This is a genomic window from Parasphingomonas frigoris (assembly GCF_036663815.1).
Classification (GTDB): Bacteria; Pseudomonadota; Alphaproteobacteria; order Sphingomonadales; family Sphingomonadaceae; genus Sphingomonas.
Genome location: NZ_JAXOJQ010000001.1, coordinates 225,260 through 246,758, shown reverse-complemented (window position 1 = coordinate 246,758; position 21,499 = coordinate 225,260). Strand labels below are relative to the sequence as shown.

Here is a 21,499-nt window from a genome sequence, read left to right as displayed (position 1 = left end):
ATGCGCGTCCTGCTGACCGGATCGTCGGGTTGGCTCGGGCGCTTCCTGGCGCCGATGCTGCGCCATGCCGGGCACAGCGTCACCGGGCTCGATGTCGCACCGGGGGCGTTCACCGACACGATCGGCAGCGTCGCCGACCGCCCACTGATCGATCGACTGTTCGCCGAGCACGGCATCGACGCGGTGATCCACAGCGGCGCGCTCCACAAGCCCGACATCGTGCGCTACCCGACCCAGGCGTTCGTCGACGTCAACGTGACCGGCACGCTCAACCTGCTCGAAGCGGCGGTGGCGCACCGGGCGCAGGGACTGGTGTTCACCTCGACCACCTCGCTGATGATCTCGACCGCGATCCGCGAAGCGCGCGGGTCGGAAGCGGCGTGGATCGACGAGGCGATGGCGCCGCTCGAACCGCGCAACATCTATGGCGTGACCAAGCTCGCCGCCGAACATCTCTGCCGCCTGTTTAACGCCGAGCACGGCCTGCCGGTGCTGGCGCTGCGCACGTCGCGCTTCTTTCCCGAGGATGACGATACGCATCGCAGCCTCGACGGCGAGAACATGAAGGCGAACGAGTTCCTCCACCGCCGCCTGACGGTCGAAGATGCCGCCGCCGCGCACATCGTAGCGCTCGAACGCATGGCCGAGATCGGCTCGGGCACCTTCATCGTCTCGGCGCCGACGCCCTTCGCGCGCAACGAGGCCGAAGCGCTCAGGCACGATGCCGCCGCGGTCATCGTGCAGCATTACCCGGAGGCGGCCGCGCTCTACGCGAAACGCGGCTGGCGCCTGCCGCAGACGATAGATCGCGTCTACGATGCCGGCCTCGCCGAGCGCGTCCTCGGTTTCCGCGCACAGACCGATTTCGCCGCGATCCTGCACGCGCTCGACAACGTCCTCCCGTTACCGTTCGAGCACGATTCGGACTATATCTCGCCGATCCTCACGCAATAACCGCCACGTTAAGCTTCCCGCCCGCGCATCTTTCGGCTACTGCGCGCGCATCATGGCCAGCAAACCCCGCACCCTGTACGAAAAAATCTGGGCCGACCACGTCGTCGAACAACGCGACGACGGCACCTGCCTGATCTATATCGATCGTCACCTCGTCCACGAAGTGACCAGCCCGCAGGCCTTCTCCGGCCTCCGCGCCAATGGCCGCACCGTCCGCCGCCCCGACCTGACGCTCGCGGTGCCCGACCATAACCTCCCGACCACCGCGCGCCGCGATGCCGCGGGGCGCCCGCTGCCGATCGCCGATCCCGAAAGTGCGGCGCAGCTCGACGCGCTGACGCGCAACACCGCCGATTTCGGCATCGACTATATCGACGCGCTCGCCCCCGCACAGGGCATCGTCCATGTCGTCGGCCCGGAGCAGGGCTTCACGCTGCCCGGCACGACGCTCGTCTGCGGCGACAGCCACACCTCGGCGCATGGTGCGCTCGGTGCGCTGGCGTTCGGCATCGGCACGAGCGAGGTCGAGCATGTCCTCGCCACGCAGACGCTGCTCCTCGGCCAGTCGAAGACGATGGAAGTCCGCGTCGATGGCACGCTCGGCTTCGGCGTCTCGGCCAAGGACGTCGCGCTGGCGATCATCGGCAAGCTCGGTGCCGCCGGCGGCACGGGCTATGTCCTCGAATATACCGGCTCGTCGATCCGCGAGATGTCGATCGAGGGCCGCCTGACGATCGCCAACATGTCGATCGAGGCCGGCGCACGTGCGGGCCTGGTCGCGCCCGACGAGACGACCTTCGCCTATTTAAAGGGCCGCCCGATGGCCCCCAAAGGCGCCGATTGGGACGAAGCCGTCGCCTATTGGCGCACGCTGCCGAGCGACCCCGGCGCGGTCTACGACGCTGTCGTAACGATCGACGCCGCCGAGATCGCCCCGCTGCTGACTTGGGGCACCTCGCCTGAGGACGTAGTGCCGATCACTGGCGTCGTCCCCGATCCCGACAGCTTCGCCGACCCCGCCAAGCGCGACGCCGCGCGCAAATCGCTGGCCTATATGGGCCTGACCGCGGGCACCGCGATGCAGGACGTCGGCGTGGATTACGTCTTCATCGGCAGCTGCACCAATAGCCGGATCGAGGATCTCCGCGCCGCCGCGAAGGTCGCCGACGGCCGCCACGTCGCCGATGGCGTCACCGCGCTCGTCGTTCCCGGCTCGGGGCTGGTCAAGGCACAGGCCGAGGCCGAGGGGCTCGATCGCATCTTCCTCAGCGCCGGGTTCGAGTGGCGCGAGCCGGGGTGCTCGATGTGCTTGGCGATGAACCCCGACAAGGTGCCGCCGGGGCAACGCTGCGCTTCCACTTCGAACCGCAATTTCGTAGGACGCCAGGGACCTGGTGCGCGCACGCATCTGGTTTCGCCGGCAATGGCGGCCGCTGCCGCGGTCACCGGGCGATTGAGCGATGTTCGTAACCTGGTTACGACTTCTTGAGGGGCATAGTATGAAGCGCGTTCTGGTTCTGCTCGTGATGGGCACCATTCTCAGCGGGATGGCCGCCTATGTCGCCACCGCGAAGACCAATCCCGTCGGCACGCCGTCGGTCCCGACCAAGCGCTAACCGATGGAGCCGGTGACGCGCGTTTCGGGCAAGGCCTATCCATGGGGGCAGAAGAACGTCGACACCGACGTCATAATCCCCGCGCACTGGCTCAAGACGATCACCCGCGAGGGGCTCGGCAAGGGTGCGTTCGAAACGGTGCGCGCGGTCCCCGGCAACATCTTCGATGATCCGCGCTATGCCGGCTCGCCGATGCTGATCGCGGGCGACAATTTCGGCTGCGGGTCGAGCCGCGAACATGCCGCCTGGGCGCTCGCCGACATGGGCATCCGCGTCGTGCTCGCGCCGAGCTTCTCCGACATCTTCTCGGGCAACGCGTTCAAGAACGGGATCGTCGCGGTCGTGCTGCCGCAGGACGCGATCGACCGCTTGATCGAGGTCGCGCAGGACCAGCCGATCACCGTCGATCTCGAGACGATGACCGTCACCACCCCGTACCAGGATCGCTTCGGCTTCGAACTCGACGCGTTTCGTCGCCAGTGCCTGATGGAAGGGCTGGACGAGATCGGCCTGACACTGGCAAGAGATACCCAGATTTCGAAATACGAAGCCGGGGTAAAAGAACACCGGCCGTGGATGAGCGGAGACCGGGCACATGCGAGCACTTCTGTCGAAAGCGGCGGGCGGACCTGAAACTCTAGTTCTCGACGAAATGCCCGATCCCGTGGCGGCTGCGGGCCAGGTCGTGGTCGCGGTCAAGGCGTGCGCGATCAACTATCCCGACGTGCTGATCATCGAGGATAAGTATCAGTTCAAGCCGCAGCGCCCGTTCGCGCCGGGCGGCGAGATTGCCGGCGTGATCGAGAGCATCGGCGAGGGCGTCACCGGCTGGAACGTTGGCGATCGCGTGATCGGAATGACCGGGCACGGCGGGCTGGTCGAGAAGGTCGCGGTGCCGGCGGGCTCGCTCTACCCGCTCCCGCCCGAGCGCGATTTCGCCGAGGGCGCGGCGCTTCTCCTCACTTACGCGACGACGATCCACGCCTTGCTCGACCGCGGGCATATCGCCGAAGGCCAGACCCTGCTCGTGCTCGGCGCGGCGGGCGGCGTCGGCCTGGCCGCGATCGAGCTCGGCAAAGCGTTCGGCGCGCGCGTCGTCGCGGCGGTGTCGTCCGAGGAAAAGGCGCAGGCCGCGCGCGATGCGGGCGCTGACGAGACGCTGATCTACGCCCGCGCGCCGTTCGACAAGGACCAGTCGAAGGCGCTCGCCGAACAGTTCAAGGCGCTCGGCGGCAAGGCCGGCTATGACGTGATCTACGATCCGGTCGGCGGAGATTATGCCGAGCCCGCGCTGCGTTCGATCGGTTGGGAGGGGCGCTACCTCGTCGTCGGCTTCCCCGCCGGCATCCCCAGGCTCCCGCTCAACCTGACGCTGCTCAAGAGCTGCGACGTCTGCGGCGTCTTCTGGGGCGCCTTCGCCGCGCGCGACCCCAAGGCCAACGCCGCACATATCGCGCGGCTGTTCCAGCTGTGGAAGGACGGCAAGATCGCCCCCCGCGTGACCGAAACCTTCGCGTTCGAGGACGGCGGCAAGGCGATCGCCAAGATGGCGGCGCGCGGCGCGATCGGAAAACTTGTGGTGACGGTGGCGGCATAGCCGTGGCTGAGCCGTTCGCCATGCCGTTCATTGTGCGGTCAGGCGGATTGCGCCTATATGGCGGCATGATCCGCTCGCTGCCCTCGCGCTTCGGCGCCGCTCCGCTCGTCCTGGCCTGCATGGCGGCGGCGGTGGGCTCGACGGCTTCCTCAGCGCAATCGGCCCAGCCGGCGCCGACGACGCAAGCTCCCGCCACACCCGATGCCGAACCCGGTGTCCGCCGGATCAGCGATGCCGAACGCGCCGCGATCCTCGAGTCGGCCACGCCCGAAAGCGCCGCTCTGGCGCGTGGCGAGGATCCGGGCGCGGAACGGCTAGGGCGCGGTATCCACGGCGAAGTCGGCGCGATGATCGGCACGGGTGGCGCGCGCGCGATCTACGGCACTGCGGCGATCCCGCTCGGCGACAATGCCGGCGCGATCGTGTCGTTCGAGAGCAGCCGCTTCGGCTATCCGCGCCGCTGATCAGGCAGCCGGCGCACGCTCCGCCGGGGCCTTCCAGCCGAAGCGCACATAGGCCGCGAACGCCAGCATCACCGCGAGCATCACGCCGACCCACAGCGGCCCGATCGTCTCCCACAGCAGGTAGACGTTGAGCGCCGCGATCACGCTGCAGATCGCATAGCCCAGCACCTTCACCCACAACGGATTGGCATAGGCGCCCATCCGCTTGCGGCTGCTCGTCACCATCATCAGCGGGAAGATCGCGAACGGCAGCTGCATCGACAGCACGACCTGCGACACCACCAGCAGTTCAACGGTATCCTTTCCGCCGGTCGCCGAGATCACGATGAGCGCGGGCACGATCGCCAGCCCGCGCGTCACCAGCCGCCGGATCCACGGCTTGATCCGGATCCGCAGGAACCCCTCCATCACGATCTGCCCGGCGAGCGTGCCCGTGATCGTGCTCGACTGGCCCGAAGCGAGCAAAGCGAGCGCAAAGGCGGTCGCCGCCACCCCGCCGAGCGCCGGGCGCAGCAGCTCGAACGCCTGCCGCAGATCGTCGACGACGATCCCGCTGCGCCAGAACACCGCCGCCGCCAGCACCAGGATCGCGGCGTTGACGAAGAACGCCGCGCCCAGCGCGAGTACGGTATCGATCGTGTTGAAGCGCAACGCCGCCCGGACGTCCCCCTCGCCCGCGCCGAACGCGCGCGTCTGCACGACCGAACTGTGCAGGTAGAGATTGTGCGGCATCACGGTCGCGCCCAAGATCCCAAGGGCGATCAGCAACGCGGCGGTATTGGGAATCGTCGGCGTCACCGCGCCGAGCGCCACCGCGCTCCAGTCGGGCTTCGCCAGTACGATCGTATAGACGAAGCACAAAGCGATCGTCGCGATCAGCACCATCACCACCGCCTCGATCTTGCGAAAGCCCAGGTTGATCAGCAGCAGCAGCAACAGCACGTCGAGCCCGGTAACCAGCACCCCCCAGACGAGCGGCAGGCCGAGCAGCAGGTTGAGCGCCACCGCCGACCCGACCACCTCGGCCAGGTCACAGGCGATGATCGCGATCTCGCACAGCAGCCACAAGGCGACGGCAACGGGCTTGGCATAGTAATCGCGGCACGATTGCGCGAGATCGCGCCCGGTGACGATGCCGAGCCGCGCGCAGAGGATCTGCAGGAAGATCGCCATCAGGTTCGATGCGAGGATCACCCACAGCAATGCATAGCCGAACTGGCTTCCGCCGGCGAGATCGGTGCCCCAATTTCCGGGGTCCATATAGCCGACCGACACCAGGAACCCCGGCCCGGCAAAGCCCAGCCACTTGCGCCATCCCGGTCGCTGCGCATCGCCCGTCTCCCACACCTTCACCGTGCGATGCGCCTCGGGCAAGGAGTGCGCGAAATCGGGCTGCGTTGGTCGGTCGGGCAACGTGGCCATCGGTTTATTGGGTCCAGATCTCGAAAGCAGGGGATGTCGGCACAAGTCGACCGCCATTGGTCTATACCGCGCGCGACCGTTTCAGCTACGGCCAAGCAAGCGTTTGGGCGCACACAAAGGTGCTTTCCTTTTCGCGCGCATCAGCAAGCGTTGCGCATGCCCGGCGGCGCGCTTATCTCAAGGCGGCTAATTCGACAGGCCCAAGGGGACCGACCATGACCACTTTCGACGATCGCGAGCGCGCTTTCGAGACAAAATATGCCCGCGACGAGGAAGTTGCCTTCCGGATCGTGGCCCGTCGCAATCGCTTGCTCGGGCAATGGGCGGCGACCCAGATGAAGCTGACCAAGGAAGAATCGGACGCCTATGCCACCGCCGTGGTCCAGGCCGATTTCGAGGAAGCCGGCGACGAGGACGTGATCCGCAAGCTGGTCAGCGACCTGACCGCCGCCAATGTCGAGATCGACGAACCCGCGATCCGCCGCGCGATCGAGGAAAAGACGATCGAGGCGCGCCGGCAGCTGATGGGGTCCGAATAATGCCGATGGCCGCCGACGAGATCGTGTCGCTGATCGTTGCAGGGATTCCCGACGCGACAGTCGAGATGACCGATCTGGCGGGCGACAACAATCATTGGGCGGCGCGCGTCGTGTCGGAGAGTTTCCGCGGCCTGCCCCGCCTCAAGCAACAGCGCGCGGTCTATGCCGCGCTCGGCGACAAGATGGGCGGCGTGCTCCACGCGCTGCAACTCACCACCGCCGTCCCAGTCCAGGAGTAAGCATCATGAGCACCGATCCCGACCAGATTCGCATCGCCGAACTCGTCAAGAAGAGCGACGTCGTCCTGTTCATGAAGGGCAGCCCGCTCTTCCCGCAGTGCGGCTTCTCGAGCCGGGCGATCGCGATCCTCAACCATCTCGGCGCCGAGTTCGAAAGCGTCGACGTGCTGCAGGACCAGGGCGTGCGCCAGGGCATCAAGCAGTTCTCGGACTGGCCGACGATCCCGCAGCTTTATGTGAAGGGCGAATTCGTCGGCGGCTCGGACATCATGATGGAGATGTACGAGAGCGGCGAACTCGCCGCCTTGCTCGAGGAACAGGGCGTCTCGACCGAAAAATGAGGATGCCGGGTCGGGCGGGCCGCGCTTTATAGCGCTGGCCCGCCCTGCTGAAGCGATGATCGCTCGGCATGGCACCCGCGTTGCATCGCGCGTGCCAGTTTGTGCAAAGCACGGTTTCCCTACCATTCAAGTAGTTAACAGCTTTCCCGCAGTGCCGCAGCTGTAAGATTTCTCGACATTCGACGGGCGCCGCCGCCCGCGATCTGCGTCCCCGGCGACGGCTATCGGGGTGGCTCAGGCGGCAGCCGCTTTGGCCCGCAGAGCTACCCAAGCCGCCCCGCCCTCGCTACAAAATGGCGATGACCACCTCCCCCACCCCCCGCACTGGCGGCCGCATCCTCGTCGATCAACTGCTGGCGCAGGGCTGCGACCGTATCTTCACCGTCCCCGGTGAGAGCTTCCTCGCGGTGCTCGACGCGCTCCACGACACGCCGCAGATCGATCTGGTCGTGTGTCGGCAGGAAGGCGGGGTCGGCTTCATGGCGTGCGCCGACGGCGCGCTCACCGGGCGGCCCGGCGTCGCCTTCGTCACGCGCGGGCCCGGTGCGACCAACGCCTCGATCGGCGTCCATGTCGCGATGCAGGATTCGCAGCCGATGGTGCTGTTCATCGGCGACGTCGATCGCGCGACGAAGGACCGCGAGGCGTTTCAGGAGATCGATTTTCCCGCGATGTTTACGCCCATCGCCAAATGGGCAGCCAAGATCGACGACGCGCGCCGCATACCCGAATATGTCGCGCGCGCGTGGAACGTAGCGATGTCAGGGCGGCCCGGACCCGTGGTCCTCGCACTACCCGAAGACATGCTGCTCGATACCGTCGAGACGATCGACCGGCCGCGCCTCGATCGCGTCGTGCAAGCCGCCGACCCGAACCAGCTCTGCGCACTCGGCGCCATGCTGGGCGAGGCCGAGCGCCCCGTCGCGATCGTCGGCGGGGCCGGCTGGACCGCCGCCGCCGCACGCGATTTCACTGCCTGGGCCGAGCGGTCGGGGGTTCCCGTCGCCGCGGCGTTCCGGCGGCAGGACGCGATCGCGAACGAGTCGCCGGTCTGGGCGGGCAATCTCGGCTATGGCCCCAACCCCAGGCTGGTCGAGCGGATCCGGCAGGCTGACCTGCTGCTCGTCGTCGGACCACGCCTGGGGGAAGCGACCACCGACGGCTATACGTTGGTGACGCCCGATCATCCCGGGCAGACGCTGGTCCACGTCCATCCCGATCCCAATGCGCTCGACCAGAGCTATCGCAGCGATCTCGCGCTGTGCGCCGACATGACGTCCTTCGCCGCTGCGCTGCTGACGATCGACCTGCCGCCGATCGATGCTGGCGCGGCAGCGCATACCGACTATCGCGCCTGGTCCAGCCCTGCCCCGCGCGACAGCGTCGTGCTCGATCTCGGCGCGTGCGTCGCCGAAATGCGCGCGCAACTCCCCGGCGACGCGATCATCTGCAACGGCGCGGGCAATTATAGCGGCTGGTGGCACCGCTACTGGCGCTATGCCGGCCCCGGCACGCAACTCGCCCCCACCGCCGGCGCGATGGGCTACGGCGTCCCGGCCGCCACCGCCGCCGCCTTGCGCCATCCCGATCGCACCGTCGTCGCGCTCGCCGGCGACGGCTGCTTCCTGATGAACGGCCAGGAACTCGCCACCGCGGTCGCGCATGGCGCCGACATGCTGGTGCTGGTGATCGACAACAGCACCTACGGCACGATCCGCATGCACCAGGAGCGCGAATATCCCGACCGCATCTCGGGCACCGCGCTGCGCAACCCGGATTTTGCGGCGCTCGCCCGCGCGTATGGCTGCTGGGCCGAGACGATCGAGTCGACCGCGGCGTTCGCCCCAGCTCTGGCGCGCGCGCAGGCGGAGACCGGTGTCCGCCTGCTTCATCTGAAAACCGACGTTGAGACGATCACCGCCGCGACGACGCTGACCGCCATGAAAGCACGCATGAAAAAGGCCGCTCCGTAACCGGAGCGGCCTTCCATCACGCTTTACGCAAATGATCCGAAGATCAGATATCGTCGCCGAGCGCGCCCTTGACCTTGCCGGCAGTCTGCTGGGCCTTGCCCTTCAGTTCCTGCGCGGCACCTTCGGCCTGCGTGTCGGGATTGTCGCTCTGCTGCTTGACCTTGCCAATGGCTTCATTGACGTTGCCTTTGATCTTATCGACGAACTCGCCCATGATACTATCCTTCCAGTCTATGAAGTCGGCGACCCGACTTCGTTGCACCTGGTAATAAAACGGATCGGTCGCACACTGGTTCCATGACTTATGTGTCATTCTGTGGCCGGATCGGCTAAATGAGACCCGCCAGCGGGCTCGACGGATCGGCATACATCCGCCGCCCCATCCGCCCGGCGAGATAGGCGAGCCGCCCCGCCTCGACCCCGGCCTTCATCGCCGCCGCCATCATCACCGGGTCCTTTGCCTCCGCAATCGCGGTATTCATCAGCACGCCGTCGCAACCGAGCTCCATCGCCTGCGCCGCTTCCGACGCCGTGCCGACCCCGGCATCGACCAGCACCGGCACCTTCGCACCCTCGACGATCAGCCTGATCGTCACGCGATTCTGGATGCCCAGTCCCGATCCGATCGGCGCGCCCAGCGGCATGATCGCCACCGCGCCGACATCCTCGAGCCGCTTCGCCGCGATCGGATCGTCGACGCAATAGACCATCGGCAGGAAGCCTTCCTTCGCCAGGATCTCGGTCGCGCGCAGCGTCTCGACCATGTCGGGGTAGAGCGTCCGCGCCTCGCCCAGCACCTCGAGCTTCACCAGATCCCAGCCGCCCGCCTCGCGCGCCAGGCGCAGCGTGCGGATCGCCGATTCGGCATCGAAGCAGCCCGCCGTGTTGGGCAGGTAGGTGACCTTCTTGGGATCGATGAAGTCGGTCAGCATCGGCGCGTTGCGATCCGACACGTTGACGCGTCGTACCGCAACCGTAACGATCTCGGCCCCCGACGCTTCGAGCGCGGCGGCGTTCTGCGCGAAATCCTTATACTTGCCGGTGCCGACGATGAGGCGCGAGCGGAAGGTGCGGCCCGCAACGGTCCAGCTGTCGGTGCCGATCGCGGGCACGTGATCCCCGCCGCCGACGAAGTGCACGATCTCGAGCTCGTCGCCATCCTCGACCAGCACCTCGGCGAGCGTCGAACGCGGCACGACTTCCAGATTGCGCTCGATCGCGACCTTTTCGGGCATCAGTCCGAGATCCTGCGCCAGCTCGGCGAGGCTGAGCCCCGAGCGTACGCGGCGATGCTCGCCATTGACCTGGATGCTGACGGTTCCATCGGTATGGGCTTGCACGATTGTCCAACTTCCGTTCGGGCGGAGCATGTCGCAGCCCTGTTCTCCCGAGTCCGCGCAGCGGAAGAACAGCCCTTCGACAAGCGCGGGGCGAACGGGCTATGTGGTGCCGTTCCCCTAGGCCGAGGCCTGCCAGCATTCAACCGTCCACAGCAGCCGGAAGCGATACGCGATGCCCGAAACGATCTTCGTCCTCAACGGCCCCAACCTCAATCTGCTCGGCACGCGCGAGCCCCAGATCTACGGGCACGACACGCTCGACGACATCGCCGGCCAGCTCGAGGACCGCTCGCGCGAGCTCGGCCTTTCTATCGACCTGCGCCAGTCGAACCACGAGGGCCATCTGGTCGATTGGCTGCACGAGGCGCAGGCGCTTCCGGCGAAGGCCGTACTGCTCAACGCCGGCGCCTTCACCCACAGCTCGATCGCGCTGCACGATGCGATCAAGGCGATCCGCACGCCGGTGATCGAAGTACATCTGTCCAATCCGCACACGCGCGAAGCCTTCCGCCACAGAAGCTTGGTCGGGCAGGCCGCGCGCGGAACGATCGCGGGTTTCGGCGCGCTTTCCTATCTGCTGGCTCTTGAAGCCGCCGCGCGTCTCTGACAGGAGCGTCGCCAATAAGGGAGACAAAGGTCGCATGGCCGAAGATACACAGACAGACGCAATGCGGATCGACGTCGATCTCGTGCGCCAGCTTGCCCAGTTGCTCGATGACACGCAGCTGACCGAAATCGAAGTCGAGGATGGCGGTCGCAAGATCCGCATCGCGCGCAAGGCCGCGGCCGTCGCCGGTGCGGTGCACTATGCGCCCGCGCCTGCCGCCGCCGCGCCGTCGGCGGCCGCACCGGCCGAGATCGTCGCCTCGCCGGCGGCGGCATTCAATGCCGTCAAGTCGCCGATGGTCGGCACCGCCTATCTCTCGCCCAACCCCGAGGCGAAGCCGTTCGTCAGCGTCGGTGACACGGTCGCGGCCGGCGACACGCTGCTGATCGTCGAGGCGATGAAGGTGATGAACCCGATCCTCGCGCCGAGCGCGGGCTGCGTCACCGCGGTGCTGGTGACGAGCGGCCAGCCGGTCGAATTCGACCAGCCGCTCGTGGTGGTCGAGTAAGCACGTGGCCGAGATCAAGAAACTCCTGATCGCCAATCGCGGCGAGATTGCGCTGCGCATTCACCGCGCCTGCCACGAAATGGGCATCCAGACCGTCGCGGTGCATTCGACCGCCGACGCCGACGCGATGCACGTGCGACTCGCCGACCAGGCGATCTGCATCGGGCCGCCGTCTGCGACCGAGAGCTATCTCAACATCCCCAACATCATCTCGGCCGCCGAAATCTCGGGCGCCGATGCGATCCACCCGGGCTATGGCTTCCTCTCGGAGAATGCCAAGTTCGCCGAGATCGTCGAAGCGCACGACATCATCTTCGTCGGTCCCAAGCCCGAGCATATCCGCACGATGGGCGACAAGATCGAGGCCAAGCGCACCGCCGGCGCGCTCGGCCTGCCGCTCGTCCCCGGCTCGCCCGGGCCGATCAGCGATCTCGCCGAGGCCAAGGAAATCGCCGCGCAGGCAGGCTATCCGGTGATCATCAAGGCCGCGTCCGGCGGCGGTGGTCGCGGGATGAAGGTTTGCACCTCCGAGGACCAGCTCGAGACGCTGATGCAGCAGGCCGGCAGCGAGGCGAAGGCCGCGTTCGGCGATGCGACGGTCTATCTCGAGAAATATCTCGGCAACCCGCGCCACATCGAATTCCAGGTGTTCGGCGACGGCGAAGGCAATGCGATCCACTTGGGCGAGCGCGACTGCTCGCTCCAGCGCCGCCACCAGAAGGTGCTCGAAGAGGCCCCCTCCCCCGTGCTCGGCGAGGAAGACCGCGCCCGGATGGGCGGCGTCTGTGCCAAGGCGATGGCCGACATGGGCTATCGCGGCGCCGGCACGATCGAATTCCTGTGGGAAAATGGCGAGTTCTATTTCATCGAAATGAACACGCGCCTGCAGGTCGAGCATCCCGTCACCGAGGCGATCACCGGGCTCGACCTGGTGCGCGAACAGATCCGCATCGCCGAGGGCCACGGCCTGACGCTGCGCCAGGAAGACGTCCAGTTCCGCGGCCATGCGATCGAATGCCGCATCAACGCCGAGGACCCGCGCACCTTCGCGCCGTCCCCGGGGCTCATCAAGCAGTTCCACGCGCCGGGCGGCATGAACGTCCGCGTCGATAGCGGGCTCTACGCCGGCTACCGCGTTCCGCCTTATTACGATTCGATGATCGCCAAGCTGATCGTCTACGGCACCACCCGCGCCGGGGCGATCCGCCGCCTGCGCCGCGCGCTCGAAGAGTTCGTGATCGACGGCCCGACCACGACGATCCCGCTGCACCAGGCGCTGATCGAGGATCCCGAGTTCCAGGCGGGGGATTACACGATCAAGTGGCTCGAGGAGTGGCTCGCGCGCACGGCCGACTGATTGACGGCAACCCCCTTGTTATCCCACGCGAACCAGCGATGATACGGCGCGCGCAGCGTCGGTCGCAGCGCGGGCATAACGGGGGGGAAGCGATGCGCTGGCGGATCTTCGGGGCGATTGCAGGCAGCATCCTCGCCGCTTTGTTCGTTGCCTTCCTTTATTTCCGCACCCCCGACACCGATCCCGCAGCGATGCGCGCGAAATATGGCGGGCCGACCTCGAAATTCGTCGATCTCGGCGGCGGGCTGACGGTGCATCTGCGCGATACCGGGCCGCGCGATGCGCCGGTCCTGCTGCTGATCCACGGGTCGAACGCGTCGCTGCACACGTGGGAACCGTGGGCGGAACGGCTCGGCGGGCGCTACCGGATCATCCGCATGGACTTGCCAGGCCACGGGCTGACCGGCGCCAGCCCGACCCAGGATTACAGCCCCGCCGCCTTCGTCGCGATCGTCGAGCGCATCCGCGCACAGCTCGGACTCGACAGCGTCGTTCTTGCGGGCAATTCGATGGGCGGCGGAGTCGCGTGGCATTATGCTCTCGCCCATCCGGAGCACGTCCGCGCGCTCGTGCTGATCGATTCGGTCGGCCAGCCCGAGCCCGGCAACACGAGCCCGCCGCTCGCCTTCCGAATCGCGCGCATGCCGGTGCTCCGATCGATCGCGGCCGCGATCACCCCGCGCAGCCTGATCGCCGACAGTCTTCCGAGCGCGTTCGCCAATCCGCAGCTGGTCGATGCGGCGATGATCGACCGCTATTGGGAATTGCTGCGCTACCCCGGCAATCGCCTCGCGACGATCGACCGCTTCGCGCTCGCGCCCGACGTGGCCAGCCCGGCCGATCTCGCCGCGCTGAAGATGCCGGTGCTGATCCTGTGGGGCGCAGACGACCTGATGATCCCCGTCGCATCGGCGCACTGGCTCCACGCCCACATCCCCGGCAGCACGCTGATCCTCTACCCCGCGACCGGCCATCTCGTGATGGAGGAACGCCCCGACCGCAGCGCGGCCGATGTCGAGCGCTTTATCGCAGGCCTGCCGGGTCGATCGCGTTGATCGAGCAGGACGTTCGCGCCGCACACCGGGCGCAATCGAAGCTACAGATTTTCCTGTTCCGAACCATAGGCACCGCTATGCTCCCGGGACATCTTTAGGGGGCAAGAACTTGGGACTCAGCACGGCGGGACTGACGCTGATCGAACAGCGTGTGACGAATGATGGCCCCAGCACGGGCGTCGCCTATCTTTTCTGGCTGTTTCTATGGTTCGTCAGTGCCCACCGCTTCTATCTTGGCCGCCCGGGGACGGCGATTTTGCAGATTCTTTCCTATTTCTTCCTGATCGGATTTGTCTGGCTGCTGATCGACGCGTTCTTGATCCCCGGCATGATCCGCGAAAAGCGCAACGAGATCCGGCAGACCCTCGCGCTTCAGCTCGGTGCCGATCGACGCATGTTCGGCTGACACGCAGCAACCCTCGCTTTGGCGCGCCGTCCGCTGTTCGACGTCGATCGGGTCGAAGCGAAAACAGCATGCGAACGGATCTCCGACCTCCGGAGACCCGATGCAGCGATCCGCGCCCGCGCCGGATTTCGGCGGGCCGCGTATAGTGAGGGTGACGGACCCGCACGGCGTCGCTAAAGGCACAGGCATGACCGACATCACCCCCGAGATCGTCGCCCAGCACGGGCTTTCCGCCGAAGAATATGAGCGCGTGCTCGTCGCGATGGGGCGTGAGCCCAACATCACCGAGCTCGGCATCTTCTCGGTGATGTGGTCCGAGCATTGTTCGTACAAATCCTCACGCATCCACCTGAAGAAGCTCCCCACCACCGGCCCGCAGGTCATCTGCGGCCCCGGCGAGAATGCCGGCGTGATCGACATCGGCGACGGCCAGGCGGCGATCTTCAAGATGGAGAGCCACAACCACCCGTCCTACATCGAGCCCTACCAGGGTGCGGCGACCGGCGTCGGCGGCATCCTGCGCGACGTCTTCACGATGGGCGCCCGCCCGATCGCCAACCTCAACGCGCTGCGCTTCGGCCGGCCCGACCATCCCAAGATGCGCCACCTGATCGCGGGCGTCGTCCACGGCATCGGCGGCTACGGCAATTGCGTCGGCGTTCCGACGGTCGGTGGCGAGGTCAATTTCCACCCGGCCTATGACGGCAACATCCTCGTCAACGCGATGACCGTCGGCATCGCGCAGCAGGACAAGATCTTCTACTCGGCCGCGTCCGGCATCGGCAATTCGATCGTCTATGTCGGTTCCAAGACCGGCCGCGACGGCATCCACGGCGCGACGATGGCCTCGGCCGATTTCGGCGAGGATTCGGAATCGAAGCGCCCGACCGTCCAGGTCGGCGACCCCTTCACCGAAAAGCTGCTGATCGAGGCGTGCCTCGAACTGATGGCGTCGGACGCGATCGTCGCGATCCAGGACATGGGCGCCGCCGGGCTCACTTCCTCGGCGGTCGAGATGGCGTCGAAGGGCGGCGTCGGCATCGAACTCGACATGAACGCCGTGCCGCAACGCGAGACCGGCATGACGCCGTACGAGATGATGCTGAGCGAGAGCCAGGAGCGCATGCTGATGGTGTTGAAGCCCGGCCGCGAGGATTTCGCCGAGGCGATCTTCAAGAAGTGGGAGCTCGATTTCGCGGTGATCGGCAAGGTCACCGAGACCGGCCACATGGTGCTGAAGTTCAACGGCGAGACCGTCTGCGACATCCCGCTCGCCCCGCTCGCCGACGAGGCCCCGCTGTACGACCGCCCCGCCGCGAGCAAGGAAGAGTATCAGGCCTGGGCCAAGGTACCCCCGCTCGGCGCCACGCCAGAGGCGAGCGACATCGCCGCCGACCTGCTCAAGCTGATGGCCTCGCCTGATATCGCCTCGCGGCGCTGGATCTGGGAGCAGTATGACACCCAGGTCGGCGCCGACACCGTCCAGCGCCCCGGCGGCGACGCCGCGGTGGTCCGTGTCCACGGCACGCAAAAGGGGCTCGCGATGAGCACCGACTGCACCCCGCGCTATTGCTATGCCGATCCGTATGAGGGCGGCAAACAGGCGATCGCCGAATGCTATCGGAACCTCTCCGCGGTGGGCGCGACGCCGCTCGCGGTTACCAACTGCCTTAACTTCGCCAACCCGCAGCGCCCAGAGATCATGGCGCAGATCACCGGCTGCCTCGACGGCATGAGCGAGGCGTGCCGCGCGCTCGACTTCCCGATCGTCTCGGGCAACGTCTCGCTCTACAATGAGAGCAAGGCGACCGGCGGCGGCTCGGCGATCCTGCCGACCCCCGCGATCGGCGGCGTCGGCCTGCTCGCCGACTGGTCCAAGTCGGCGACGATCGCCTTCAAGGGCACCGGCGACGTCATCGTCCTGATCGGCGACCGCCGCGGGCATCTCGGCCAGTCGCTGTGGCTGCGCGAAGTCCATGGCCGCGAGGAAGGCCCGCCCCCGCCGGTCGATCTCGACGCCGAGCGCCGCAACGGCGAATTCGTCCGCGCCCACATCGCCACCGGCGCGCTGACCGCGGTGCATGACGTGTCCGACGGCGGCGTTGCGGTGACGATCGCCGAGATGGCGCTTGCCGGCAATGTCGGCGCGATGCTCCACGCGCCGCTGCCGTGCGGCGTGGCATGCTCGCTGTTCGGCGAGGACCAGGGCCTCTACGTCGCGACGATCGCCGATCACCTGCTGCTCGAAACGCTGACCGCCGCCGACGCCGCCGGGGTCGAAATCGAGCGAATCGGCCGCACCATCGCCGGTCGGCTGATCTTCGAACTGCCCGACGACGATCATGTCGTGACGCTTGATGCCCTGCGCACCGCGCACGAAGGCTTCTTCCCGAAGCTGATGGGCGATACCGCCGTCATCGCCTGACCGAAGTTTTTGCGACTGACACGCAATAGACCTTGCGAGTCAGTCGCAGTAGCGCTAGATCCTGTGCGAGCAAGGGAGCCGCACATGGTCGTCTGCATCTGCAATGCTATCCGCGAGCGCGACGTTCGCGACGCTGCCCGCCAAGGGTCGACCACGGCGTGCCAGGCCTATCGCGCGCTTGGCTGCCAGCCCAAATGCGGCCAGTGCGTGCCCTTCGCGCGCGCGATCATCGATGCCGAACGCGCGGCTGCGTAGCAGTCGCAACCGTTCCAACCCGCGGATTTCCGCCACTTTCCAGCTATTCACTTTCCCGCTTTTGGCCTATTCGGGTCTCCGCAAGCGGAGATAGAACATGCAGGGCGACCTCAAAGTCATCGAATATCTGAACGAGGCGCTCAAGAACGAGCTGACCGCGATCAACCAATATTGGCTGCACTACCGCCTCTACGATCATTGGGGCGTGCGCCGCCTCGCCAAGTTCGAGCGCGAAGAATCGATCGACGAGATGAAGCACGCCGACTGGCTGGCCGAGCGCATCCTGTTCCTCGATGGCCTGCCCAACTTCCAGATGCTCGGTCGCCTGCGCATCGGAGAGACGGTCGAGGAAGTGCTCAAGGCCGACCTCGCGCTCGAGATGGAAGCGCTGCCGCTGCTGCGCGACGCGATCGAGCATAGCGAGAAGGTGCGCGACTATGTCAGCCGCGACCTGTTCCGCCGCATCCTCGACAGCGAGGAAGAGCATGTCGACACGCTCGAGCGCCAGTTCGAGATGATCGCACGGATGGGGATGGAGAATTACGTCCAGCTGCAGAGCAAGCCGGCAGACGACGAGGGCTCAGCGAGTGGGGTCGGCGGTGCTTAGCGCCGCCGGCCGCCGCGCTTACTCGACGCCGTCCCACGTCCCGAACACGTCGAGCATCTGCGGCGTCAGCCAGCCGTAATGGAAGTTGAGCATGTAGAGCGCCCACAGGATCGTCGCGACGATCGTGACGCGCTTGGCGATGCGCCCGGGGTGGAATTCATGCGGCGCGCTCTCGGCCTGGCCGGGGACACGCTCGACCCCCGCCTCGTCGCTGGTCTTCACGCCGAACGGCAGCACGAAGAAGACCGAGAAGGCCCAGAACAGGAAGTAGATCGCCAGCGCCGAAGTCCACCGCATCGTCGTTTCCTATCTAGCTCCACCGTCACCCCGGCCTTGTGCCGAGGTCCACCGTCAATCCAGGACCAAGGGCCGCAGGATATGTGGCACGGTGGGCCCCGGCACGAGGCCGGGGTGACGGTGGGAAATTATGCCTCGATCAGCAACACATCCACATTCGGCTTCTTGCCGGTCCAGCGCGTCGCGACCTTGCGCGTGGCGAGGCGGATCTGCTCGCGCAGCTTGTCGCGGTCGCGCCCGCCCTGCTTGGTCGCCGCGATCACCGCGCTGACGGTCTCTTCGAGGAACGGCTCGCGATCCTCCTCGACCGGGATACCCTGGATGCGCACTTGCGGCGTGCCGATCAGCCCGCGCGACCCGATCGCGACCGCAACCGAAATCTGCCCGTTGAGCGCAAGCTTGCGACGCTCGTTGATCGTCTGGCCGTCACCCGGCAGGATCACGTCGCCGTCGAGCACGAGCCGGCCGACCGGCGCATTGCCGATCTTGGTCGGCGCGCCCGGCGCGAGCCGCACGATGTCGCCATTGGTCTGCACCAGCGCGCGCGGCACGCTCTCGGACAGGCCGAAGCGCGCATGCTCCATCAGATGGCGCATCTCGCCGTGCACCGGCATCAGGATCTCGGGCTTCATCCAGCGGTACATCTGGAGCAACTCGGGGCGACCTGGATGGCCCGACACATGGACATGCGCCTGGCGGTCGGTGATCATGATCACGCCCTTGGCCGCCAGCTGGTTCTGGATGCGACCGATCGCGACTTCGTTGCCGGGGATCTGCTTCGACGAGAAGACGACGGTGTCACCGGTCGCGAGCGCGATCGGATGCTGGCCGTTGGCGACGCGGGCGAGCGCAGCGCGCTCCTCGCCCTGCCCGCCCGTCGCGACGACGAGCACCTTGTCGCGCGGCAGCCGCATCGCGGCCTCGGCGTCGACCGTCTCGGGGAAGTCCTTGAGATAGCCCGTCGCACGCGCGACCTTGAGGATTCGGTCGAGCGAGCGACCCTGGACGCAGAGCGAACGGCCCGTCTCGATCGCGACCTTGCCGAGCGTGTGCAGGCGCGCGGCGTTCGACGCGAACGAGGTGACCATCACGCGGCCCTTGGCCTTGCTGATCACGTCCATCAGCCCCGAGAACACGTCGCTCTCCGAGCCCGAAGCCTCGTTGTTGAAGATGTTGGTCGAGTCGCAGACCAATGCGAGGATGCCTTCCTCGCCGATCGCAGCGAGTTCGGCCGGGCTCGACGGATGGCCGATGACGGGCGCCGCATCGAGCTTCCAGTCGCCGGTGTGGAAGATCCGGCCGTAAGGCGTGTCGATCAGCAGCGCACTCGCCTCGGGGATCGAGTGCGACATCGGCACGAAGGTAACGCCGAACGGCCCGAGGTCGAACGGCGCGTTGGGCTGGATCACGCGCAGCTTGACGCGGTTGGCGTTGCCCTCTTCCTCGAGCTTGCCGCGGATCAGGCCAGCCGTGAACGGCGTCGCGTACAGCGGCACGCCGAGATCCTCGGCGAGATACGGCAGCGCGCCGATGTGATCCTCATGGCCGTGCGTCAGCACGATGCCGACCAGATCGTCGAGGCGTTCCTCGATGAACTGCAGGTCGGGCAGGATCACGTCGATGCCGGGATATTGCGGATCGGCAAAGGTGATGCCGCAATCGACCATCAGCCACTTGCCTTCGCAGCCGTAGAGATTGACGTTCATGCCGATTTCGCCCGACCCGCCAAGGGCCAGGAAGAGAAGCTCGTTCTTTGGTTTCGTCACGTAGAATCGGTACTTTCATTTCGGCCGCGCCAAGCGCGTGCCTTCAGGTTTGCGCGGTCAAGCGCGGAATTTCGTAAGAGTTTGGGGAAGCGGGGCTCCGGAACACGGCGCACACTCGCTGACTCTAAGCTCCTATATGGGCGCGATCCCACAGAATCGCCAGCCCCTGAATTGTCAGGTCGGGTTCGACCACGTCGAACATCGCGGTATGCTGTTCGAACAGGATGGCGAGGCCGCCGGTCGCGACGACCTTGATCGGGCGCCCGACCTCGGCCTTCATCCGCGCGACGAGCCCCTCGATCATCGCGACATAGCCCCAGAAGATGCCGATCTGCATCTGGCTGACGGTGTCCCGGCCGATCACGCTGGGCGTTGCCGGCGCCTCGATCGCGATGCGCGGCAGCTTGGCGGCGGCGGTGACCAGCGCGTCGAGCGACAGGTTGATGCCCGGCGCGATGATCCCGCCTTTGTAGGCGCCGGTGTAATCGACCACGTCGAGCGTCGTCGCGGTGCCGAAGTCGATCACGATCAGGTCGCCGGGGTGGAGCGCGTGCGCCGCGATCATCGTCACCGCGCGATCGGCGCCGACGCTCTTGGGCTCGAGCACGTCGAGCGCCATGCCCCATTCGACCGACGGTTCGCCCGCGACGAGCGGCTCGGTGTTGAAATATTTCCGCGCGAGCGTCTGGAGGTTGTGGAGCGCGCGCGGGACGACAGTGGCGATGATCACGCCGTTTACCGCCGCGCGGTCATAGCCTTCGAGGTTGAGCAACTGGTGCAGCCAGACGGCATATTCGTCGGCGGTCCGGCGCGGGTCGGTGGCGATGCGCCAGCGCGCCTTGATGGCTTTGTCCTCGACGAGCGCGAAGACGATGTTGGTGTTGCCGGCATCGATCGCGAGCAGCATGGGGGGTGGCCTTATACGAACGGATGGGACGCTAGATCAGAAACACGTCGCCGGCGTGAATGACACGGCTGCCGCCGTCCGCCAAGCGCAGGATGAGCGCCCCATCGCCGTCGAGCCCGCCGAACAGTCCGTCGATCGCCTGCCCGTCGGGCAGCCGCGCGGTGAGCGCGGTACCGACCGGGTGCGAGCGCTCGAGCCAGCGTGTGCGGATCGGGGCAAGGCCCTGCCCGCGCCAGATGGCGAGCCAGCGGGCGAACGCTTCGGCGAGCGTTTCGGCGAAGTCGGTTGGGTCGGGTGTCGTGCCGTGTTTGGCGAGGCTGGTGGCGAGCCGATCGGTGTCGTCAGGGTGATGCGCGAGGTTGACGCCGATCCCGACGATCACCGCATCGCCTGCGCGTTCGAGCAGGATGCCGGAAAGCTTAGCCCCGCCGAGGAGAAGATCGTTGGGCCACTTGATCCACATCGTCGCCGCGGCGGAGGCCGGGGCCGCTGGAGTATCGCGCGCACCGGCCGGCGCCCGTTCCAAGGCAGCGGCCCCAGCCTTCGCCGGGGCGACGGTCTCCTTCAGATAGACGCGAACCACCTCTTCCAAGGCAATTGCAGCAACCAAAGCCAGCGTAGCAGCCGCCGGATCCCCAGCGCGCACCCGCACCACGGTCGATCCGTAGAAATTCCCGACCGGCGAGGCCCACACCCGCCCCTGCCGTCCACGCCCGCCACTCTGCCGCTCGGCCCGAAGCCAAAGCCCTTCCTCGGCGCCCGAGGCGGCGAGGAGGAGCATATCGGCGTTGGTAGACCCCGTCTCGGCGACGGTACGGATCATC

The 21,499-nt window shown here is 66.7% G+C and carries 24 protein-coding genes; 17 read left to right on the top strand and 7 right to left on the bottom strand.

The annotated features are described in order from the left end of the window. From U1872_RS01120 to U1872_RS01100, 5 genes are all read left to right on the top strand, one after another. Positions 1-954, top strand: a complete 954-nt coding sequence (locus U1872_RS01120) for an NAD-dependent epimerase/dehydratase family protein (protein WP_332791036.1) — start codon at positions 1-3, stop codon at positions 952-954. Positions 955-1,006: 52 nt separating this feature from the next. Next, positions 1,007-2,443 carry a 3-isopropylmalate dehydratase large subunit gene (gene leuC / locus U1872_RS01115; RefSeq protein WP_332791035.1) on the top strand — a complete coding sequence of 479 codons (1,437 nt, stop codon included), beginning with the start codon at positions 1,007-1,009 and terminating at the stop codon, positions 2,441-2,443. A 130-nt stretch (positions 2,444-2,573) separates the two neighbouring features. Then, positions 2,574-3,203 carry a 3-isopropylmalate dehydratase small subunit gene (gene leuD, locus U1872_RS01110; protein ID WP_332791034.1) on the top strand — a complete coding sequence of 210 codons (630 nt, stop codon included), beginning with the start codon at positions 2,574-2,576 and terminating at the stop codon, positions 3,201-3,203. Continuing rightward, on the top strand, positions 3,166-4,167 hold the full coding sequence (locus U1872_RS01105; protein WP_332791033.1) for an NADPH:quinone oxidoreductase family protein: 1,002 nt from the start codon (positions 3,166-3,168) through the stop codon (positions 4,165-4,167). The genes leuD and U1872_RS01105 overlap by 38 nt, the downstream gene beginning before the upstream one ends. Positions 4,168-4,232: 65 nt before the next feature. Continuing rightward, a complete protein-coding gene (locus U1872_RS01100) occupies positions 4,233-4,631 on the top strand; it encodes a hypothetical protein (RefSeq protein ID WP_332791032.1) in 399 nt (132 codons plus the stop codon). Here the strand turns inward: U1872_RS01100 and U1872_RS01095 are convergent, their stop codons facing one another. Continuing rightward, positions 4,632-6,053 (bottom strand): Nramp family divalent metal transporter, encoded by a 1,422-nt coding sequence (locus U1872_RS01095; protein WP_332791031.1) that lies wholly within the window; start codon positions 6,051-6,053, stop codon positions 4,632-4,634. Positions 6,054-6,268: 215 nt separating this feature from the next. Here U1872_RS01095 and U1872_RS01090 point away from each other — a divergent pair, with 215 nt between their 5' ends. The 4 genes from U1872_RS01090 to U1872_RS01075 all read left to right on the top strand — a co-directional run bounded on the left by U1872_RS01090 (position 6,269) and on the right by U1872_RS01075 (position 9,145). Beyond that, on the top strand, positions 6,269-6,592 hold the full coding sequence (locus tag U1872_RS01090) for a DUF1476 domain-containing protein (RefSeq protein ID WP_332791030.1): 324 nt from the start codon (positions 6,269-6,271) through the stop codon (positions 6,590-6,592). Then, on the top strand, positions 6,592-6,831 hold the full coding sequence (locus U1872_RS01085; protein WP_332791029.1) for a BolA/IbaG family iron-sulfur metabolism protein: 240 nt from the start codon (positions 6,592-6,594) through the stop codon (positions 6,829-6,831). The genes U1872_RS01090 and U1872_RS01085 overlap by 1 nt, the downstream gene beginning before the upstream one ends. A 5-nt stretch (positions 6,832-6,836) precedes the next feature. Next, positions 6,837-7,172, top strand: coding sequence for a Grx4 family monothiol glutaredoxin (grxD, locus tag U1872_RS01080; RefSeq protein WP_332791028.1), 336 nt, complete (start codon positions 6,837-6,839; stop codon positions 7,170-7,172). Positions 7,173-7,471: 299 nt separating this feature from the next. After that, complete coding sequence (locus tag U1872_RS01075) at positions 7,472-9,145, top strand: thiamine pyrophosphate-binding protein (protein ID WP_332791027.1); 1,674 nt, start codon at positions 7,472-7,474, stop codon at positions 9,143-9,145. 43 nt (positions 9,146-9,188) lie between these two features. On the opposite strand, the gene U1872_RS01070 is transcribed toward U1872_RS01075, so the two are convergent. Continuing rightward, positions 9,189-9,359, bottom strand: coding sequence for a CsbD family protein (locus tag U1872_RS01070; RefSeq protein ID WP_332791026.1), 171 nt, complete (start codon positions 9,357-9,359; stop codon positions 9,189-9,191). Positions 9,360-9,474: 115 nt separating this feature from the next. Next, entirely contained in the window at positions 9,475-10,515 is a 1,041-nt protein-coding gene (thiS, locus tag U1872_RS01065; protein WP_332791025.1) for a sulfur carrier protein ThiS, read from the bottom strand. 142 nt (positions 10,516-10,657) lie between these two features. On the opposite strand from thiS, the gene aroQ reads away from it, so the two are divergent. From aroQ to bfr, 8 genes are all read left to right on the top strand, one after another. After that, positions 10,658-11,092 carry a type II 3-dehydroquinate dehydratase gene (gene aroQ / locus U1872_RS01060; RefSeq protein ID WP_332791024.1) on the top strand — a complete coding sequence of 145 codons (435 nt, stop codon included), beginning with the start codon at positions 10,658-10,660 and terminating at the stop codon, positions 11,090-11,092. A gap of 34 nt (positions 11,093-11,126) precedes the next feature. Further along, on the top strand, positions 11,127-11,600 hold the full coding sequence (accB, locus tag U1872_RS01055; protein WP_332791023.1) for an acetyl-CoA carboxylase biotin carboxyl carrier protein: 474 nt from the start codon (positions 11,127-11,129) through the stop codon (positions 11,598-11,600). Between the two features lie 4 nt (positions 11,601-11,604). Further along, the gene (accC, locus tag U1872_RS01050; protein WP_332791022.1) at positions 11,605-12,957 is read left to right on the top strand and encodes an acetyl-CoA carboxylase biotin carboxylase subunit; all 1,353 of its coding nucleotides are present in this window, start codon (positions 11,605-11,607) and stop codon (positions 12,955-12,957) included. Positions 12,958-13,049: 92 nt separating this feature from the next. Next, the gene (locus tag U1872_RS01045) at positions 13,050-14,012 is read left to right on the top strand and encodes an alpha/beta fold hydrolase (protein ID WP_332791021.1); all 963 of its coding nucleotides are present in this window, start codon (positions 13,050-13,052) and stop codon (positions 14,010-14,012) included. Between the two features lie 109 nt (positions 14,013-14,121). Further along, a complete protein-coding gene (locus U1872_RS01040) occupies positions 14,122-14,418 on the top strand; it encodes a TM2 domain-containing protein (protein WP_332791020.1) in 297 nt (98 codons plus the stop codon). A gap of 187 nt (positions 14,419-14,605) precedes the next feature. Continuing rightward, positions 14,606-16,843: a phosphoribosylformylglycinamidine synthase subunit PurL gene (gene purL, locus U1872_RS01035; RefSeq protein WP_332791019.1), complete on the top strand. Its 2,238-nt coding sequence runs from the start codon at positions 14,606-14,608 to the stop codon at positions 16,841-16,843. An 84-nt stretch (positions 16,844-16,927) separates the two neighbouring features. Then, positions 16,928-17,098, top strand: coding sequence for a (2Fe-2S)-binding protein (locus U1872_RS01030; RefSeq protein ID WP_332791018.1), 171 nt, complete (start codon positions 16,928-16,930; stop codon positions 17,096-17,098). Positions 17,099-17,195: 97 nt separating this feature from the next. Then, positions 17,196-17,705, top strand: a complete 510-nt coding sequence (gene bfr / locus U1872_RS01025; protein ID WP_332791017.1) for a bacterioferritin — start codon at positions 17,196-17,198, stop codon at positions 17,703-17,705. 18 nt (positions 17,706-17,723) lie between these two features. Here the strand turns inward: bfr and U1872_RS01020 are convergent, their stop codons facing one another. The 4 genes from U1872_RS01020 to U1872_RS01005 all read right to left on the bottom strand — a co-directional run bounded on the left by U1872_RS01020 (position 17,724) and on the right by U1872_RS01005 (position 21,498). Beyond that, a complete protein-coding gene (locus U1872_RS01020; protein WP_332791016.1) occupies positions 17,724-18,002 on the bottom strand; it encodes a DUF1467 family protein in 279 nt (92 codons plus the stop codon). Between the two features lie 128 nt (positions 18,003-18,130). After that, positions 18,131-19,768, bottom strand: a complete 1,638-nt coding sequence (locus U1872_RS01015; protein ID WP_332791015.1) for a ribonuclease J — start codon at positions 19,766-19,768, stop codon at positions 18,131-18,133. A 124-nt stretch (positions 19,769-19,892) separates the two neighbouring features. Beyond that, entirely contained in the window at positions 19,893-20,675 is a 783-nt protein-coding gene (locus U1872_RS01010) for a type III pantothenate kinase (protein ID WP_332791014.1), read from the bottom strand. Positions 20,676-20,706: 31 nt separating this feature from the next. After that, positions 20,707-21,498, bottom strand: coding sequence for a biotin--[acetyl-CoA-carboxylase] ligase (locus U1872_RS01005; RefSeq protein WP_332791013.1), 792 nt, complete (start codon positions 21,496-21,498; stop codon positions 20,707-20,709). Position 21,499: the final 1 nt, after the last annotated feature.

Coding starts and splice junctions, on each gene's coding strand:
- U1872_RS01045 (WP_332791021.1), top strand. CDS start 13,050: ATGCGCTGGCGGATCTTCGGGGCGATTGCAGGCAGCATCCTCGCCGCT.
- purL (WP_332791019.1), top strand. CDS start 14,606: ATGACCGACATCACCCCCGAGATCGTCGCCCAGCACGGGCTTTCCGCC.
- bfr (WP_332791017.1), top strand. CDS start 17,196: ATGCAGGGCGACCTCAAAGTCATCGAATATCTGAACGAGGCGCTCAAG.
- U1872_RS01100 (WP_332791032.1), top strand. CDS start 4,233: ATGATCCGCTCGCTGCCCTCGCGCTTCGGCGCCGCTCCGCTCGTCCTG.
- U1872_RS01030 (WP_332791018.1), top strand. CDS start 16,928: ATGGTCGTCTGCATCTGCAATGCTATCCGCGAGCGCGACGTTCGCGAC.
- U1872_RS01090 (WP_332791030.1), top strand. CDS start 6,269: ATGACCACTTTCGACGATCGCGAGCGCGCTTTCGAGACAAAATATGCC.
- U1872_RS01085 (WP_332791029.1), top strand. CDS start 6,592: ATGCCGATGGCCGCCGACGAGATCGTGTCGCTGATCGTTGCAGGGATT.
- U1872_RS01075 (WP_332791027.1), top strand. CDS start 7,472: ATGACCACCTCCCCCACCCCCCGCACTGGCGGCCGCATCCTCGTCGAT.
- U1872_RS01010 (WP_332791014.1), bottom strand. CDS start 20,675: ATGCTGCTCGCGATCGATGCCGGCAACACCAACATCGTCTTCGCGCTC.
- accB (WP_332791023.1), top strand. CDS start 11,127: ATGGCCGAAGATACACAGACAGACGCAATGCGGATCGACGTCGATCTC.
- U1872_RS01005 (WP_332791013.1), bottom strand. CDS start 21,498: ATGATCCGTACCGTCGCCGAGACGGGGTCTACCAACGCCGATATGCTC.
- thiS (WP_332791025.1), bottom strand. CDS start 10,515: ATGCTCCGCCCGAACGGAAGTTGGACAATCGTGCAAGCCCATACCGAT.
- U1872_RS01105 (WP_332791033.1), top strand. CDS start 3,166: ATGCGAGCACTTCTGTCGAAAGCGGCGGGCGGACCTGAAACTCTAGTT.
- grxD (WP_332791028.1), top strand. CDS start 6,837: ATGAGCACCGATCCCGACCAGATTCGCATCGCCGAACTCGTCAAGAAG.
- U1872_RS01095 (WP_332791031.1), bottom strand. CDS start 6,053: ATGGCCACGTTGCCCGACCGACCAACGCAGCCCGATTTCGCGCACTCC.
- leuC (WP_332791035.1), top strand. CDS start 1,007: ATGGCCAGCAAACCCCGCACCCTGTACGAAAAAATCTGGGCCGACCAC.
- aroQ (WP_332791024.1), top strand. CDS start 10,658: ATGCCCGAAACGATCTTCGTCCTCAACGGCCCCAACCTCAATCTGCTC.
- U1872_RS01020 (WP_332791016.1), bottom strand. CDS start 18,002: ATGCGGTGGACTTCGGCGCTGGCGATCTACTTCCTGTTCTGGGCCTTC.
- U1872_RS01070 (WP_332791026.1), bottom strand. CDS start 9,359: ATGGGCGAGTTCGTCGATAAGATCAAAGGCAACGTCAATGAAGCCATT.
- U1872_RS01120 (WP_332791036.1), top strand. CDS start 1: ATGCGCGTCCTGCTGACCGGATCGTCGGGTTGGCTCGGGCGCTTCCTG.
- leuD (WP_332791034.1), top strand. CDS start 2,574: ATGGAGCCGGTGACGCGCGTTTCGGGCAAGGCCTATCCATGGGGGCAG.